This window comes from Streptomyces fungicidicus (assembly GCF_003665435.1).
In the GTDB taxonomy this organism is placed as follows: domain Bacteria; phylum Actinomycetota; class Actinomycetes; order Streptomycetales; family Streptomycetaceae; genus Streptomyces; species Streptomyces fungicidicus.
Window position 1 is genome coordinate 1800933 of record NZ_CP023407.1, and the last position, 15527, is coordinate 1816459.

Below are 15527 nucleotides of genomic sequence, written 5' to 3' on the forward strand. Positions count from 1 at the left end.
GCGGACTCAGAGCTCCAGCCCGCCGTTGAACCTCCGGGGCAGCCCCAGCGGGTTGCCGTCCTTCAGCTCCGCGGGCAGCAGCGCCTCGGGCGTCCCCTGGTAGACGACCGGCCGCAGCCACCGCTCGATGGCCGTGCCGCCGACCGACGTGGACGTCGAGGTGGTCGCGGGGTACGGGCCGCCGTGGTGCTGGGCGGGGGCGACCGCGACGCCGGTGGGCCAGCCGTTCACCAGCACCCGGCCGGCCAGCGGCGTCAGCTCCTGGACGAGTTCGGCGCCGCGCCCCTCCCCCGCCGCCTCCGCGTCGGACAGCTGGACGGTCGCGGTGAGGTTGCCGGGCAGCCGCGACAGCACGGCCCGCACCTCGGCGTCGTCCTGGTAGCGGGCCACCACGGTGACCGGTCCGAAGCACTCCTCGAGGAGCAGGTCGTGCTCGCCCTCCTCGGCCAGCCGGCCCGCCGGGACGGTGAGGAACCCGGCGCTGACGGTGTGCTCGCCGCCCGCTCCGGGAGTCACCGGGGACTCCACGTCGGGCAGCTCGCCGCGCTCGGCGACCCCGGCGACGAAGTTGTCCCGCATGCGGTGGTCGAGCAGGACGCCCGCGTCGGTGTCGCTGACGGCGGCCGTCAGCGACTTGACCAGCGCGTCACCGGCCTCGCCGGCCGGCGCGAGGACGAGGCCCGGCTTCACGCAGAACTGGCCGACGCCCAGCGTCATGGAACCGGCGAGCCCCGCGCCGATCGCCTCGCCGCGCTCGGCGGCGGCGGCCTCGGTGACGACGACCGGGTTCAGGGAGCCCAGCTCCCCGTGGAACGGGATGGGGACGGGCCGGGCGGCGGCCGCGTCGAAGAGGGCACGGCCGCCGCGGACGGAGCCGGTGAAGCCGGCCGCCGCGACCAGCGGGTGCCTGATCAGCTCGAGGCCCGCCTCGAAGCCGTGCACCAGGCCGAGCACGCCCTCGGGAACGCCGTGGCGGGCGGCGGCACGGCGCAGCACCTTGGCGACCAGCTCGGACAGTCCGGGGTGGTCGGGGTGGGCCTTGACGACGACCGGGCAGCCGGCCGCGAGGGCGCTCGCGGTGTCGCCGCCGGCCACGGAGAAGGCGAAGGGGAAGTTGGAGGCCGAGTAGACGGCGACGACGCCCAGCGGGATCTTGTAGCGGCGCAGGTCCGGGACGGGCGGGGTCGCGGTGTCGTCGGGGTGGTCGATGACGACGTCGAGGAAGGCGCCCTCCTCGACGATGCCGGCGAAGGCGCGCAGCTGGTAACAGGTGCGGGCGAGTTCGCCGTTGAGCCGGACCGGACCGAGGGCGGTCTCCGCGTCGGCGGCCTCGACGAGCCGGTCCCTGGCGGCCTTGAGCTCGTCGGCGGCCGAGCGCAGGAAGGCGGCGCGGACGGTGCGGTCCGTCAGCGCGTCGCGCGCCTCGTGCGCGGCGCGGACGGCGGCGTCCACCTCCTGGGCTGTGGCCTCCACCGCAACCTGCTCACGCTGCTTCCCGGTTCGGGGGTCGACACTCCAGACTGGTGCTGCTGCCACCGCGGGTCCCTCCACTTGATTGCCGCATGCAATGCCGCAGTATGTACGCCACCCCGCAGCGGTGTTCGATATACTGAACGCCGTCTCTGTGGGTGAATGTGCTTCGGAGACTATTTCCAGGCCAACGAAGGGGTCAAGGGCGATGTCGGCTGGCGAGACGGGCGGCGGCGCCCAGGTCAAGTCCGCGGTGCGGACCGTTGAACTGCTCGAATACTTCGCCGGACGCCCCGGCATGCACTCCCTGGCGGCGGTCCAGGAGGCCGTGGGCTACCCCAAGTCGAGCCTCTACATGCTGCTGCGCACCCTCGTGGAGCTCGGCTGGGTGGAGACGGACGCGACCGGCACCCGGTACGGCATCGGCGTCCGGGCGCTGCTGGTGGGCACGTCCTACATCGACGGCGACGAGGTCGTCGCGGCGGCCCGGCCCACGCTGGACCGGCTCTCGGACGACACCACGGAGACCATCCACCTCGCCCGGCTGGACGGCACCAACGTGGTCTACCTCGCCACCCGCCAGTCGCAGCACTACCTGCGCCCCTTCACCCGGGTCGGCCGCCGGCTGCCCGCGCACTCGACGTCGCTGGGCAAGGCGCTGCTGAGCACCTACGCGGACGAGCAGGTGCGCAAGATGCTCCCGGAGACGCTGCCGGCGCTGACCGAGAACACCATCACCGACCGGGAGAAGCTCATCGAGGAGCTGCACCTGGTGCGCGAGCAGGGCTTCGCCGTGGACCGCGAGGAGAACACCCTGGGGCTGCGCTGCTTCGGCGTGGCGATCCCGTACCGGACCCCCGCACGGGACGCGATCAGCTGCTCGGTGCCGGTGGCGCGGCTCACGCCCGCGCACGAGCAGATGGTCAAGGACGCCCTGTTCGACGCACGCGACCGGCTGACCCTGGCCACCCGGAGGCTCTGACCCATGGACATCGCCCTGCGACCGGTGCACGACAGCGACCTGCCGGTCTTCTACCGGCAGCTGAACGACCCGGAGTCGCTGCACATGGCGGCCTTCACCCCCGAGGACCCGGCCGACCGGTCCCGTTTCGACGCCCACTGGGCGCACATCCGCAGCTCGCCGGGGATCGTGGTGCGCACGGTGCTGGCCGACGGCGACGTGGTGGGCCACGCGTCGGTGTACGGGGAGCCGGGCGAGCGCGAGGTGACGTACTGGGTCGACCGCGCCTACTGGGGCAAGGGCATCGCCACGGCCGCGCTGCGCGGGCTGCTGGCCGAGGTGTCCGATCGCCCGCTGTACGCGCGCGTGGCCGCCGACAACACGGGGTCGCGGCGGGTGCTGGAGCGGTGCGGCTTCGAGGTCTCCGCGCACGCCACGGGGTACGCCGCCGCGCGGGGCGCCGAGATCGACGAGCTGGTGCTCCACCTGGCCGCTTCATGAACGCCCGATGAGAAAACGGGCGTAAGGGAACGCATCGGCCCCTCCCGTTCGTCTGTCCGGACGGTATGAACAAGACGATCAGGCATGCCTCGGTCTTCATACTGCTCCTGGTGTTCGCCCTGCTGGTCAGGGCGACCTGGGTGCAGTTCCACGAGGGCCGGGCGCTCGCGGACGACAGTGACAACCGGCGCAACGCGATCGAGACGTACGCGGAGCCGCTCGGGGACATCATCGTGGCCGGCGAGCCGGTCACCGGCTCGGCGCGGACGGAAGGGGGCGACCTCGCCCACAAGCGCACCTACGAGAACGGCCCGCTGTACGCGGCGGTGACGGGCTACGCCTCGCAGGCCTACGCCCCGACGCAGCTGGAGGGCATCTACGAGGACGTGCTCAACGGCACGGACCCCCGGCTGAAGACGGTGACGGACACCGTCACCGACCGGCGCGCCGACCCCGGCGACGTGGTGACGACCGTCGACCCGGCGGTGCAGAAGGCGGCGTACGAGGCGCTCGGCGACAAGAAGGGCGCGGCGGTCGCCATCGACCCGAAGACCGGCCGGATCCTCGCGGCGGTGTCCACCCCCTCGTACGACCCGACGGCGCTGACCGACGCCAACACCGCGGGCGAGGCCTGGCAGAAGCTGACCGGGGATCCCGACAAGCCGCTCACCAACCGGGCGCTGCGCCAGCCGCTGCCGCCCGGCTCGACCTTCAAGCTGGTCGTCGCCGCGGCCGCGCTGGAGGACGGGCTGTACACGTCGGTGGACGCGCGGACCGACAGCCCCGACCCGTACACGCTGCCGGGCACGGTCACGGACCTCACCAACGAGAACCCCGACGCGCCCTGCGAGGACGCCTCGATCCGGGTCGCGCTCCAGTACTCCTGCAACAACGTCTTCGCGAAGATGGCCGTGGACCTGGGCCAGGACAAGGTGCGGGCGACGGCCGAGAAGTTCGGCTTCAACGACGAGAAGCAGGACGTGCCGGTGCGCGCCCACACCAGCGTCTACCCCTCGGACATGGTGCCGTCGCAGACCGCGCTCACCGGTATCGGCCAGTTCGACGTGACCGCGACCCCGCTGCAGATGGCGATGGTGACGGCGGCGCTGGCCAACGACGGGGAGCTGGTGTCGCCCCACATGGTGAGCCGGGTCACCGACGGCGACGGCGACGTGCTGGAGGACCACGACGACGGGGCCGCCACGAAGCGGATCGTCAGCTCCTCCACCGCCGAGCAGCTCCGGTCGGCGATGGAGACGGTGGTCGAGGAGGGCACCGGGTCGAACGCGCGGATGTCCGGCGCCACCGTGGGCGGCAAGACGGGCACCGCGCAGCACGGCGAGAACAACAGCAAGATGCCGTACGCCTGGTTCACCTCGTACGCCACCTCGGACTCCACGGGCGAGCAGGTCGCCGTGGCCGTCATGGTGGAGCAGTCCGACGCGGCCCGCTCGGAGATCAGCGGCAACGGTCTTGCGGCCCCGGTCGCCAGGGCCGCCATGGAAGCGGCGCTGCGGGACTGAACCCTTCCGGCCCCCGGGCCGTCTCTACGGACGGGCCGCCCCCATCCCCCCGGGGGCGGCCCGTCGCGCCGTGTCGCGATGTCTGCCGTCCCCGCACTTCTCCCGGACGTCGTTCCGTGCTTTCGTGTGACGGGATTCGCCTGCCGACCGGCCAGACAGCGTTCGACCCTCCGTACGAACCGGTCAATGATCACTGCTACGCTCCGGAACTCACTCCGGTCGGCTCCGGACTTTCACATGTCATCTACATGACACACACCGTCACCGGGTCCCCGTCGGGCCGCCCGGCACCGCTGCGAGGGGAGGTCGCCCGTGGGCACCGTCGTCGACGACGCCGCCTCCGTGGAGTTCCACGCGTTCTTCGAACGCCACTACGCCGAACTGTCCCGGCTGGCGCATCTGCTGACGGGTGAGGCGGACGCCGCCGACGATCTGGCGGCGGACGCGCTGCTGGCGCTGTGGCACCGCTGGGACCGGGTGCGGGCCGCCGACCATCCGGCGGCGTACGCCCGGGGCGTGGTGGCCAACCTGGCCCGTACCCGGATCCGCAGCGCGGTGCGGGAGCGGCGGCGGATCGCGCTGTTCTGGTCGCCGCGCGAGGAGCGGGCCGAGAACCCCGACGTGCCGGGCGTGGTGGACGTGCAGGAGGCGCTGCGCCGGCTGCCGTTCCGCAAGCGGGCCTGCGTGGTGCTGCGGCACGCGTTCGACCTGTCGGAGAAGGACACCGCGCTGGCGCTCGGCATCTCGGTCGGTACGGTGAAGAGCCAGACCTCGAAGGGGATGACCGAACTGCAGCGGCTGCTGGGCACGCGGGAGGTACCGCGCCGGGTGCACGAGGCGGTGGCGGCCACCGCGGGCGGGGAGGCGGCCGGGGGCGTGCGTCGACGTCCCGGCGGGGCCACGGGGAGGAACCGATGACGATGCGGCGGGACGTGCCCGAGGAGCTGCGCGCCCGGCTGCACGAGGCGGCCGGGGCGCACGAGCCCGACCGGGAGCGGATCCTGGCCCGGGTGGAACGCGGCATGGCCGGACCGGCCCGCCCGGAGCGCCGGGCCGCGCGTCCGCCGGTGTGGGGCTGGATCCGGGTGGCCGGCGCGACGGCCGCGGTGGCCGGCGTGCTGGCGGTGGGCGGGTACGCGGTCGCGTCCGCGGTGCAGGACGAGGAGGCTCCGCCGCAGCGGCAGGTGGCCGTCCCGCCGACGTCGACGCCCTCCCCCGGGGCCAGCCGGGCGCCCGCGACGCCGGTGAACCCCGCGCCGGACCCCCCGGAGGGGTCCCGGAACCCGGTCACCCCGCCCGCCGGGACGCCGGGCCCGACCGGTGGACCCTCCCGGCCGCCTGCCGGGGTGGAGGACGGGCCGCTGTGGTCGGACGGCTCGGTGGACCCGCACAGCAACGAGTTCTGGGCGCAGAGCAACGTCACCCTCAAGACGAAGGAGCGGCTGACCGCGCTCACGGTGGAACTGCGGATCGCGCAGACCGGCGGGGTGACCTCCACGGGCGCCTGGCGCTCGCTGCCCGAGGACGACTTCGCCCTCGCGGTGGAGGAGCGGGACGGCTTCCTCGTCTACACCTGGACGCTCAAGGAGGGCCGCGCGGTCGAAGCCGGCGAGTGGGTGTTCGCGGGGCAGTACGACCACGACCGGGGCGGCCGGGACGCCGGTGACGACACCTACGCGGCGACCGCCGGCACCGGGTCCCGGGAGGCGCGGGTGGGCGGCGGCTTCGCGGCGCGGGGCGCCGACGGCGGGGCGGACGGCGGGAGTTCGTAAAAAGATCACGGACCGCGGCAACCCTTCCCCTGGTGGCGGCGACCAGGAGACGCAACGTCTCTCCGCACGCAAGGAAAATTGCGCATGACTGCACGTCCCGAACAGCGCGTCTCCCACCGCCGCCGCACCACCGGACGGCGGGCCGTGATCGCCGGGCTCTCCGCGTTCGGCATCACCGGCGCGGCGATCGTCACCACCTCGATGCTCTCCACGGCCGGCGCGGCCACCTCCTGGCCCTCCGACACCGGCAGCAAGCCGGTGTCCAGCACCGTCGCGGTCTCCGGAACGTACGACGGCGGCCTGAAGAAGTTCTACGGCACGGGCGATCTGGGCGGCGACAGCCAGGACGAGGGCCAGGACCCGATCTTCGAGCTGGCCGACGGCGCCACGCTGAAGAACGTGATCATCGGCACCCCGGCCGCCGACGGCGTGCACTGCAAGGGCAGTTGCACGCTGCAGAACGTGTGGTGGCTGGACGTCGGCGAGGACGCCGCCAGCTTCAAGGGCACGTCCTCGTCGGCCCAGTACAAGGTGATCGGCGGCGGCGCGAGGAAGGCCGACGACAAGGTGCTGCAGTTCAACGGCGCCGGCAAGCTGACCGTGACCGGCTTCCAGGTCGAGGACTTCGGCAAGCTGGTGCGCTCCTGCGGCAACTGCAAGAAGCAGTACAAGCGCACCGTCGTGCTGAGCGACATCGACGTGACCGCACCCGGCAAGTCGATCGTCGGCATCAACACCAACTACGGCGACACCGCCACGCTGTCGAAGATCCGCGTCCACGGCGACAGCAAGAAGAAGATCAAGACCTGCACCCGCTACCAGGGCAACAGCTCGGGCAAGGAGCCGAAGGACCTCGGCTCCGGCGCCGACGGGACGTACTGCAAGTTCTCGGCGACGGACGTCACCTACGACTGATCCCGCCCGGCCCATGACTCCGGGCCGCCGCCAGGACGCCCCGCCGGTTCACCCCCGGCGGGGCGTCCGCCGTCCGTCCGAGGCTCCGAACAGCGAAAACACCCGAAAACTTTCGGCACCTCCCGCCCCGCTCCCCTCTGTTGACGCCCCGCACCCCGCTGGTGACACTCCGGTGAAACAACAGAATCCCCCGGACTCCGACAGGAAGTGTCATGCGCCGCCACACCGCACGCCGCACGCTTCTCGTCCCGTTCCTCGCCCTCCTCCTCGCACTGCTCGCCGCCCCGCCCGGCGCCGCACACCCCGGAGCACCGCCCGTGAAGAACCCCTCCCCGTACGCCGGTTACCTCTTCGCCTACTTCACCGGCGAGGGCACCGCCGACGGCGAGCAGATCCGCTACGCGCTCAGCCGCGGCAACGACGCCCTGCACTGGCGCGAACTGAACGCGGGCGCACCGGTGCTGACCTCCACGACCGGCGAGAGGGGACTGCGGGACCCGTTCGTGATCCGCTCCCCCGGGGGCGACAGGTTCTACATGATCGCCACCGATCTGCGGATGTACCGCGGCAGCAGCGGCAGCTGGGACGAGGTGCAGCGGCACGGCAGCAAGTCGATCATGGTGTGGGAGTCCACCGACCTGGTCCACTGGACCGACCGGCGCCTGGTGCGGGTGTCCCCGGACAACGCGGGCAACACCTGGGCCCCGGAGGCCTACTGGGACGACGAGCTGGACGCGTACGTCGTCTTCTGGGCGTCCAAGCTCTACGCCGGCGACGACCCGGACCACACCGGTTCGACCTACAACAGGATGCTGTACGCGACCACGAAGGACTTCCGCTCCTTCAGCGAACCGAAGGTCTGGAACGATCCCGGCTACTCGGTCATCGACTCGACCGTCGTCGAGCACGACGGCACGTACTACCGCTACACCAAGGACGAGCGCGACCCGTCCTCCGGCTCGCCCTGCTCGAAGTTCGTCACCGGTGAGAAGTCGGCGTCCCTGACCGACACCTCGTACCGGTTCGTCTCCGACTGCATCGGCAGCGGGGCGATGGACCGGGGCGAGGGGCCGACGGTCTTCAAGTCGAACACCGAGGAGAAGTGGTACCTGTTCATCGACGAGTACGGCGGCCGGGGCTACCTCCCCTTCGAGACCACCGACCTCGACTCGGGCCGGTGGACGCCGTCGGCGGACTACCAGCTGCCGGCCAGCCCGCGGCACGGCACCGTCATCCCGGTGACGCGGGCGGAGTACGACCGGCTGCTCGCCGCCTACCCGGAGAGCCCCGCGTCGGTCGTGGACGCCACGGCGCCCGGCCAGAAGGGGTACGCCGTCGTCAGTGAGGAGACGGGCAGGGTGGTGCTGCCGATGGAGCCCGGCGCCGACCTGCGGCGCCTCGCGCCGAAGCTGTGGACGGGCGAGGGCGCGACCGTCAGCCCGCGGTCCGGGACCCGCCGCGACTTCCGCGAGCCGCGGACGTACACGGTGACGGCCGCCGACGGCACGCGGCGCACCTGGACCGTGGAGGCGGTGCCCACCCGCAGCCCCGTACTGCCCGGCCTCTACGCGGACCCCGACGTGCGCTACATGGACGGCAGGTACTGGATCTACCCGACCACGGACGGCTTCCCCGGCTGGGGCGGCACGCGGTTCAAGGCGTTCTCGTCGAAGGACCTGGTCCACTGGGAGGACCACGGGGTGGTCCTCGACCTCGGGCCCGACGTGTCCTGGGCCGACCGGAACGCCTGGGCGCCCGCGATCGCGGAACGCGACGGGAAGTACTACTTCTACTTCTGCGCCGAGCAGCAGATCGGGGTCGCGGTGGCCGACTCCCCGGCCGGGCCCTTCACGGACGCGCTCGGCAAGCCGCTGATCGGGAAGACGCAGTTCAGCGGCCAGATGATCGACCCGGCCGTGTTCACGGACGACGACGGGCAGTCGTACCTGTACTGGGGCAACGGTCGCGGCTACGTGGTCCCGCTCGACGACGGCATGGTGTCCTTCGACGCCGCGCGGGTGAAGGACATCACCCCGGGCGACTTCCGCGAGGGCTCCTTCGTGGTGAAGCGGGACGGCACCTACTACTTCATGTGGTCCGAGGACGACACCCGCAGCGAGGACTACCACGTGGCCTACGCGACCGGCCCGTCCCCGCTCGGCCCCTGGACCGAGCGCGGCACGATCCTGTCCAAGCGCCCCGAGTACGGCATCCTCGGCACCGGACACCACTCCGTGGTGAACACGCCCGGCACCGACGACTGGTACATCGTCTACCACCGGTTCGCGCTGAACGGCCCCGGGAGGTCCGGCGGGGACGGCACGCACCGCGAGACCACCGTCGACCGCCTGGAGTTCGCCGCCGACGGCACGATCGAGCCGGTCGTGCCGACCCTGGAGTCGGTCAGGCCGGCCCGGCGGTGACCGACTCCAGCCACTCCCAGGCCTCGTCCTGCATCCCGGCGTCGAAGACATGGCCGCGCTCCGGCCACGTCTTCAGCCGCAGCCGCTCCCCGGCGCCGCACGACCGCCAGACGTCCCGCAGTCTGCCGTACGCGGCGCGCACCCCGTCGGCGGGGAACAGGGCGTCGCGCCCGCCGTGGAAGAACAGCATCGGCCGGGGTGCGGCGATGCTCGCCACGTCGGGGATGTCGAGGTGCCGGGCGAGGCCGGGGTGGAGCATGTGGAACGCGGACTGCCCGCGCAGCGTGTTGTTGCCGGGCACCATCATCTCCCTGAGGCCGGTCATCCAGCAGACGCTGACCGCGGCGGCGACATGGTCGCTGAGCGCGGCGGTCTGCCAGGCGCGGTAGCCGCCCATGGAGAAGCCGGCGGCGGCGACCCGGCGGGAGTCCACCCGGTCCAGACCGGCCAGGAAGGCCGCGGCCCGCTGGTCCTCGCGGGCGTGGAGTCCGGCGAGGGAGGAGCCGAGGTGGTAGAGGTTGCTCGCCAGCGCCTGCTGCTGCTCGTAGGCCAGGGGGCCGCGGTCGCCCCAGCCGAGGGCGTCCAGACAGAGCACCACATGGCCGCGCCGGGCGAGTTCGTCGCCGATGAAGCGGCCGCCGAAGTACCGGTCCGCCCACTCCTCGGCGGAGGCGAGCCGGGCGTCGTCGTACCAGGGCCGGACGCACTTCTCCTTGCCGATGTCGAACCGGGAGCCGTGGTCGTGCAGCAGCAGCACGGCCGGGAAGGGGCCGGTGCCGTGCGGGGTGAGCAGGGAGCCGCGGACCCGGGTGCGGTCGGTGAGCGAGAGGGTCACCGACTCCCGCGTGTAGCCGTCGCCTTCGGGTCCGGCCGCGTACTCGGGCGCGTACGGGGTGCCGTCCTGCCGGGGCACGACGAGCAGTTCCTCGACCTTCGCCCGGGCCGCCCGGCGCCACTGCCCGAAGTCACGGACGGGTGAGGTGCCCCAGGCGAGGGGGAAGCGCAGGTCGTCCTTGAGCGCCTGGTGCAGGCCGGGCGGACCGGGGACCGGGGTCACCGCCGGGGCCGCCAGTCGCCGAGGTACGCCTCCCGGGTGTGCGAGGCGGCCTCCGCGGGGGTGAGCCGGGGGCGGTTCTCCGGGACGGTGACGACCGCGCCGGGGCCGGTGTTGCGGTACTCGGCGAACCGCTGGTCCTGCCAGGGGTAGCCGCTGGACATGTCGGTGTAGGGCGCGACCGCGTCGATGCCGGCGCCCAGGTGGGTCTCCCGGACGGTGAGCATCGGGCGGGCGGTGCGGTCGGAGCTGGGCACCCAGGGGCGGGCCAGCTTGTAGTAGCCGTCGGGGGCCTCGCTGCTGATCCTGCTCCGGGTGACCAGGTAGCCGTGCGGGTTGGCGCCGGCGGTGGAGGGCGCGAAGACGAAGCCGTACGGGGCGGCCGTGAGGTCGGGGCGGACCAGGGTGCGGAAGTGGCAGCGCTCGAAGACGGCGGTGGCCCGGCCGAAGACGAAGTCGACGTCGCCCTCCGCGTAGCAGTGGGAGAAGTACTGGCGGGCGAAGGTGTCCACGGAGGGCGAGTCGGCGTACAGGGTGTCCTGGTGGCCGAGGAAGCGGCAGTGGGTGAAGGCGCTGCGGTCGCCCTGCACCTTGAGGGCGACGGCCTGGGTGCCGCTGGTGCCGGGGAGGTCGGTGCGCAGCCAGTCGTTGGCGAAGGTGATCCAGCGGGCGGTGAACCCGTCGGGGCGCACGGTGGCGGTGGCCGAGCCCGAGGTCCCGTAGGTGCCGGAGCCGTCCGGCTTGGGGGTGCCGGCCGCGTTGTTGTGGACGATCACCACGTCGCGGGGGTCCTCGGAGGCGCCGATCCAGGTCATGCCGGTGCGGTCGGCGTCGACGGAGACCGTCCCGCGGTAGGTGCCCGGGGCGATGACGAGGGTGCGTCCGGCGCCGGTCGCGGCGGTGACGGCGTCCTGGACGCCCGTGAAGTCGCCGGCGCCGGCCGGGTGGACGTACAGGGTTCCGGGGGTGAGGCGGTCGGACGGTGAGCCGTACCGGCCGAACGGGCCGCGGGGCCGGTGGGACGCCCGGGCGGGGACGGCGGTCAGGGCGAGCGCGGTGCCGGCCGTGGCGCCGGTGAGCAGGAAGTTCCTTCGGGACAGGGGCGAGGGCATGCGGGTGCTCCTTGGATGACGGAGCCGGGCCGGGGCGGTCCGCAATGGGGGCGGACCGCGCCGGCCCGGCGGTCGGGAGGGTCAGCGGACGCGGCCGGCGCCCGCGCCGTGCTTCACCAGGGCCGGGACGGCCGCGGCCGGGTGGACCGCGGCGCGCAGGGTGGGGGTCCAGCCGGCGCCGGACCGCACGGTCTCCGCCGGGATCTCCGCGTTGTGCACGGCGATCAGGTCGACGCGCCTGCCGTTGACCAGGTTGTGCTCGGCGGTGAGCGGCGAGTCGTTCCACCGCTTGATGATCTTGGCGGGGCTGATGCCCTTCGGCAGCGTGAACGCGTTGTGCTCGGCGACGAGCTGAGACTCCTTGCCGACACCGAAGCTGTAGGAGTAGCCGGTCTCCGCCACGAAGTGGTTGTTGTAGACGTCCACCTGCCCGAAGCGGACGCGCGGGGCGCGTTCGACCAGGCCGGTGAAGAGGTTGTGGTGGAAGGTCGTCTTCAGCCTCCCCCGGTCGCCGACGGCGGTGGACTCGCTGTCGCTGTTGCCGATGAGGATCGTCTTGTCGTGCTCGGAGAAGACGTTCCAGGAGGCGGTGACGTAGTCGGCGCCCCGGACGATGTCCAGCTCGCCGTCGTGCTGCTGGTAGAGCATCCCGAAGTAGGTGGGGGCCTCGCTGTCGGGGTGCTCGCCGTCGGTGAAGGTGTTGTGGTCCAGCCAGACGTGGGTGGAGCCGTACACGACGGCGGTGTCGTACTCGGAGTTCCAGTTGCCCTGGCTGCCGTCGGTGGGGTCCCACTGCGGGAAGCAGTCGATCGGGCTCTCCAGGGCGAGGTTGCGGACGATGACGTTGTCCACGCCCTTGATCTGCAGGCTGGCGCCCTTGATGCCGGCGTTCCGGCCGACACCGATGATCGTGGTGTTGGAGGGGATGTTCGCCTTGATGGCCGTGTCCTGGGCGGCGGCGGAGGTCCTGCGCAGGCCCTCCGGGCTGTCGTCGGGCTCGGCGCTCAGGTCCTGCTCCAGGCCCCAGGTCTCCGGCGCGTACGCCTCCAGGTAGGCGTCGAAGTCGTAGCCGGGCGCGGCGAACGCCTCGCAGCCCTCGGAGACGGCGTCGATGGTGCCCTTCACCTTGATGATCTTCGGAGCGTCGCCGCCGTCCGCGAGGGCCGCCTTGAACTCGGCCCAGGTGCGCACGGTGTGGACGTGGTCGGCGTCGGCGGCGGCGCCTCCGGTGGTGCCGGTGCCGTAGGAGGCCCAGCCGTCGTGGGCGCCGAGCGTCTGCCGGGCGGCGTCCCGGGGGTGGTGCGACGGGGAGTGGGCCTGGGCGCCGGTGCCGGTCAGGGCCAGCACGAGGGCGGTGCAGCCGGCCAGCGAGGCGGCTCGCGTAATGGCATGCCCATGCCATCTGAACGTGCTCATGGTGCGGCTCTCCTTCTTCGGGATCCAGGGGGTGTTACGCGTCGGCCTCCGGCCAGGTGATCCAGGACTCCGGGATCTCCCCGTCCGGCCGCCGCACGTCGCGCGGCGCGAGCACCCGGGTGCGCAGCAGCTCCCGGGCCACCATGCGTGCCACGGCGATCGCGCCGGGCGGATTGAAGTGCGTGTTGTCCTGCTCGGTCGCCGTCCAGTTGAAGTACCTCTTGGTCTCCTCGGGCCCGAGCTCCTGCCACAGGGCCAGCGACAGCGCCTGCACGTCGAGCAGCGCGACCCGCTCCTCGGCGGCCAGCGCCCGCATCGCCGCCGGGTACTCCCCGTGGGTCGGCACGGCACGCCCGTCCGCGTCGAACCTCCGCCGCTCCACGGCGGTGGCCAGCACGGGCCGGGCGCCGCGGGCCCGTGCCCCCTCGACGTACAGCCGCAGGTGGTCCTGGTACGTGGACCAGGGCTCGGTGTACCGGGTGGGGTCGGCGGTCTTCTCGTCGTTGTGCGCGAACTGGACGAGGAGGAGGTCACCGGGCCGGATGGCGGAGAGGACCGCCCCGAGCCGGCCCTCGTCCACGAAGCTCTTGGAACTCCGCCCGTTCACCGCGTGGTTGGCGACGGTGAGCTGCCGGTGCAGCAGGAAGGGCAACGCCATCCCCCACCCGGTCTCGGGCGCGGCGTCGGCGTACTTCTGGGCGGCGGTGGAGTCACCGGCGATGTAGAGGGTGCGGGGGTGCCGGGGACCGGCCTGCGCGGTCCCGGTCATGGCCAGGGCGAGGGGCACGCCGAGCCCGGCGATACCCACTTGTCTGCGCGTGATGGACACTGGCTGTGCCTCTCGACAGGGGGCGCTGGTGCGCCCCTTCAGGGGCCCGGGGCCGCGTTCGAGGTGCGGCCCCGCCGCGTGGGCGCGACGAACCGGGGGCGGCCCGCGGCCCACAGCGGATCGGGCCGCCCCACGGCGCGGGGGACCGGCGTCAGCCCTTCTGCTCCTGCCACTCCGCCTGGGCCTCGTTCAGCTGCTCGGCCATCGTGTCCAGGAACGCCTTGGCGCTCATGTCGCCCAGCAGGACCTTCTGGAAGTTGGGCTCGTTGTCGGCCTTGGAGATCGTGTTCCAGTCCGGCAGGTAGTACGGCAGCTGGACGATGGTGGTGGAACCGTCACTCAGCGCCTCGGCCGCCAGCTTCGTGGGCTCCGCCTTGCCGATCCACTCGTCCTTCGCGGCGTCCATGTGCGCGGGCACCTGACCGGCCGCCTCGTTGAACTTCGAGCTCGACTCCGCCGAGGTGGCGAACTCGATGAACTTCCAGGCCGCCTCCTTGTTCTTGGAGCTCTTGAACAGGCCGACGCCGTCGACCGGGTTGGAGACCTGGACGCGCTTGCCGCCGGGTCCGACCGGCTGCGGGATGCCCCGGAACTTGTCGGTGGTGAGCGCCTTGACGTGGTCCTGGTACGAACCGAGGTTGTGGTTCAGCATGCCGATCGTGCCGGAGTCCCACTGCGCGACCATCTTGGTGAAGTCGTTGTTCAGGTCGGCCGCGGGGGTGACCTTCTTGAACAGGGCCGCGTACTTCTTGAGGGCCTCGACGTTCTTCGGGTCGTTGACCGTGGTCTTCTTGCCGGTGGAGTCCCAGAACGAGGTGATGCCGGACTGCCCGTACATCGCGTCGAGGGCCTGGGCGATGGAGCCGGCGCCGCCGCGGATGGTGTAGCCGAACTCGTTCTTGCCCTTGTCGGTCAGCTTCTCCGAAGCCTCGAAGAAGCGGTCCCAGGTGGTCGGCTCCTCCAGGCCCGCCTTCTCGAACAGGTCGGTGCGGTAGTACAGGACGCCGTTGTTCGCCGAGGTCGGGATGGAGTACAGCTTGTCGTCCCCGCCGCCGGCGGCGCGCAGCGACTCGATCATGTCCTTGTTGAGCTTGCCGTTCAGCGGCGACTTGGCCAGCCGGAAGTCCAGCGTGTCGAGCGCGTCCTGGGCGGCGAAGCCCGCGAGCATCGAGGCGCTGATGCCGCCGACGTCCGGCAGGCCGCCGCCCTGGATGGCGGTGTCGACCTTGGACTGGTACTCGGTGGAGGCGATCCCGACGTACTGGACGTCGATGTCCGGGTTCGCCTTCTCGAAGTCGGCGATGATCTCCTTCCAGATGTCGGTGCGGACACCTCCGTTGTTGTCCCAGAAGACGATCTTCCCCTTGCCGCTGCCCTCGGCGCCGTCGTCGCCCGCGCCGCTGCCGTCGTCTCCGCAGGCGGTGGCGGTCAGGGCGAGCACTGCCCCCAGGGCGACGGCGGCCGACGCCCGGCGCCTGCCCGTGCTGCTGCTTCCGAGAATGCTGATCTTCATTGGTCGGCTCTCTTCTTCTGAATCCAACGGTGAATCCA

General features: G+C 72.1%; 13 protein-coding genes. 7 read left to right on the top strand and 6 right to left on the bottom strand.

Features of this window, described 5'->3' with window-relative positions:
- Positions 1-6: 6 nt before the first annotated feature.
- The gene (locus CNQ36_RS08160) at positions 7-1536 is read right to left on the bottom strand and encodes an aldehyde dehydrogenase (NADP(+)) (RefSeq protein WP_121545497.1); all 1530 of its coding nucleotides are present in this window, start codon (positions 1534-1536) and stop codon (positions 7-9) included.
- 142 nt (positions 1537-1678) lie between these two features.
- Between CNQ36_RS08160 and CNQ36_RS08165 the strand changes: the two genes are divergently transcribed.
- The 7 genes from CNQ36_RS08165 (at position 1679) to CNQ36_RS08195 (ending at position 9565) form a co-directional block, all read left to right on the top strand.
- On the top strand, positions 1679-2452 hold the full coding sequence (locus tag CNQ36_RS08165) for an IclR family transcriptional regulator (protein ID WP_004932927.1): 774 nt from the start codon (positions 1679-1681) through the stop codon (positions 2450-2452).
- Between the two features lie 3 nt (positions 2453-2455).
- A complete protein-coding gene (locus CNQ36_RS08170) occupies positions 2456-2932 on the top strand; it encodes a GNAT family N-acetyltransferase (RefSeq protein WP_004932924.1) in 477 nt (158 codons plus the stop codon).
- 65 nt (positions 2933-2997) lie between these two features.
- Positions 2998-4455, top strand: coding sequence for a peptidoglycan D,D-transpeptidase FtsI family protein (locus tag CNQ36_RS08175; protein WP_121545498.1), 1458 nt, complete (start codon positions 2998-3000; stop codon positions 4453-4455).
- A 312-nt stretch (positions 4456-4767) separates the two neighbouring features.
- Positions 4768-5373, top strand: coding sequence for a SigE family RNA polymerase sigma factor (locus CNQ36_RS08180; RefSeq protein WP_004932918.1), 606 nt, complete (start codon positions 4768-4770; stop codon positions 5371-5373).
- Entirely contained in the window at positions 5370-6227 is an 858-nt protein-coding gene (locus CNQ36_RS08185) for a hypothetical protein (protein ID WP_121545499.1), read from the top strand. Before CNQ36_RS08180 ends, CNQ36_RS08185 begins: the two co-directional genes overlap by 4 nt.
- Before the next feature lie 84 nt (positions 6228-6311).
- Positions 6312-7142: a pectate lyase gene (locus CNQ36_RS08190; protein ID WP_121545500.1), complete on the top strand. Its 831-nt coding sequence runs from the start codon at positions 6312-6314 to the stop codon at positions 7140-7142.
- 212 nt (positions 7143-7354) lie between these two features.
- Positions 7355-9565 (top strand): glycoside hydrolase family 43 protein, encoded by a 2211-nt coding sequence (locus CNQ36_RS08195; RefSeq protein WP_121545501.1) that lies wholly within the window; start codon positions 7355-7357, stop codon positions 9563-9565.
- Here CNQ36_RS08195 and CNQ36_RS08200 read toward each other — a convergent pair.
- The 5 genes from CNQ36_RS08200 to CNQ36_RS08220 form a co-directional block, all read right to left on the bottom strand.
- Positions 9546-10622, bottom strand: coding sequence for a dienelactone hydrolase family protein (locus CNQ36_RS08200; protein WP_121545502.1), 1077 nt, complete (start codon positions 10620-10622; stop codon positions 9546-9548). The genes CNQ36_RS08195 and CNQ36_RS08200 overlap by 20 nt on opposite strands.
- Positions 10619-11731, bottom strand: coding sequence for a pectinesterase family protein (locus CNQ36_RS08205; RefSeq protein WP_121545503.1), 1113 nt, complete (start codon positions 11729-11731; stop codon positions 10619-10621). The genes CNQ36_RS08200 and CNQ36_RS08205 overlap by 4 nt, the downstream gene beginning before the upstream one ends.
- 81 nt (positions 11732-11812) lie before the next feature.
- Positions 11813-13147 (bottom strand): pectate lyase family protein, encoded by a 1335-nt coding sequence (locus CNQ36_RS08210; protein ID WP_121545504.1) that lies wholly within the window; start codon positions 13145-13147, stop codon positions 11813-11815.
- Positions 13148-13181: 34 nt separating this feature from the next.
- Complete coding sequence (locus CNQ36_RS08215) at positions 13182-13976, bottom strand: rhamnogalacturonan acetylesterase (RefSeq protein WP_121545505.1); 795 nt, start codon at positions 13974-13976, stop codon at positions 13182-13184.
- A 151-nt stretch (positions 13977-14127) separates the two neighbouring features.
- Positions 14128-15489, bottom strand: a complete 1362-nt coding sequence (locus CNQ36_RS08220) for an ABC transporter substrate-binding protein (RefSeq protein WP_121545506.1) — start codon at positions 15487-15489, stop codon at positions 14128-14130.
- Positions 15490-15527 lie beyond the last annotated feature (38 nt).

Bases quoted from the DNA above. Each gene is read 5' to 3' on its own strand.
- CNQ36_RS08185 (WP_121545499.1), top strand. From the start codon at position 5,370: ATGACGATGCGGCGGGACGTGCCCGAGGAGCTGCGCGCCCGGCTGCAC.
- CNQ36_RS08170 (WP_004932924.1), top strand. From the start codon at position 2,456: ATGGACATCGCCCTGCGACCGGTGCACGACAGCGACCTGCCGGTCTTC.
- CNQ36_RS08190 (WP_121545500.1), top strand. From the start codon at position 6,312: ATGACTGCACGTCCCGAACAGCGCGTCTCCCACCGCCGCCGCACCACC.
- CNQ36_RS08175 (WP_121545498.1), top strand. From the start codon at position 2,998: ATGAACAAGACGATCAGGCATGCCTCGGTCTTCATACTGCTCCTGGTG.
- CNQ36_RS08165 (WP_004932927.1), top strand. From the start codon at position 1,679: ATGTCGGCTGGCGAGACGGGCGGCGGCGCCCAGGTCAAGTCCGCGGTG.
- CNQ36_RS08210 (WP_121545504.1), bottom strand. From the start codon at position 13,147: ATGAGCACGTTCAGATGGCATGGGCATGCCATTACGCGAGCCGCCTCG.
- CNQ36_RS08205 (WP_121545503.1), bottom strand. From the start codon at position 11,731: ATGCCCTCGCCCCTGTCCCGAAGGAACTTCCTGCTCACCGGCGCCACG.
- CNQ36_RS08220 (WP_121545506.1), bottom strand. From the start codon at position 15,489: ATGAAGATCAGCATTCTCGGAAGCAGCAGCACGGGCAGGCGCCGGGCG.
- CNQ36_RS08195 (WP_121545501.1), top strand. From the start codon at position 7,355: ATGCGCCGCCACACCGCACGCCGCACGCTTCTCGTCCCGTTCCTCGCC.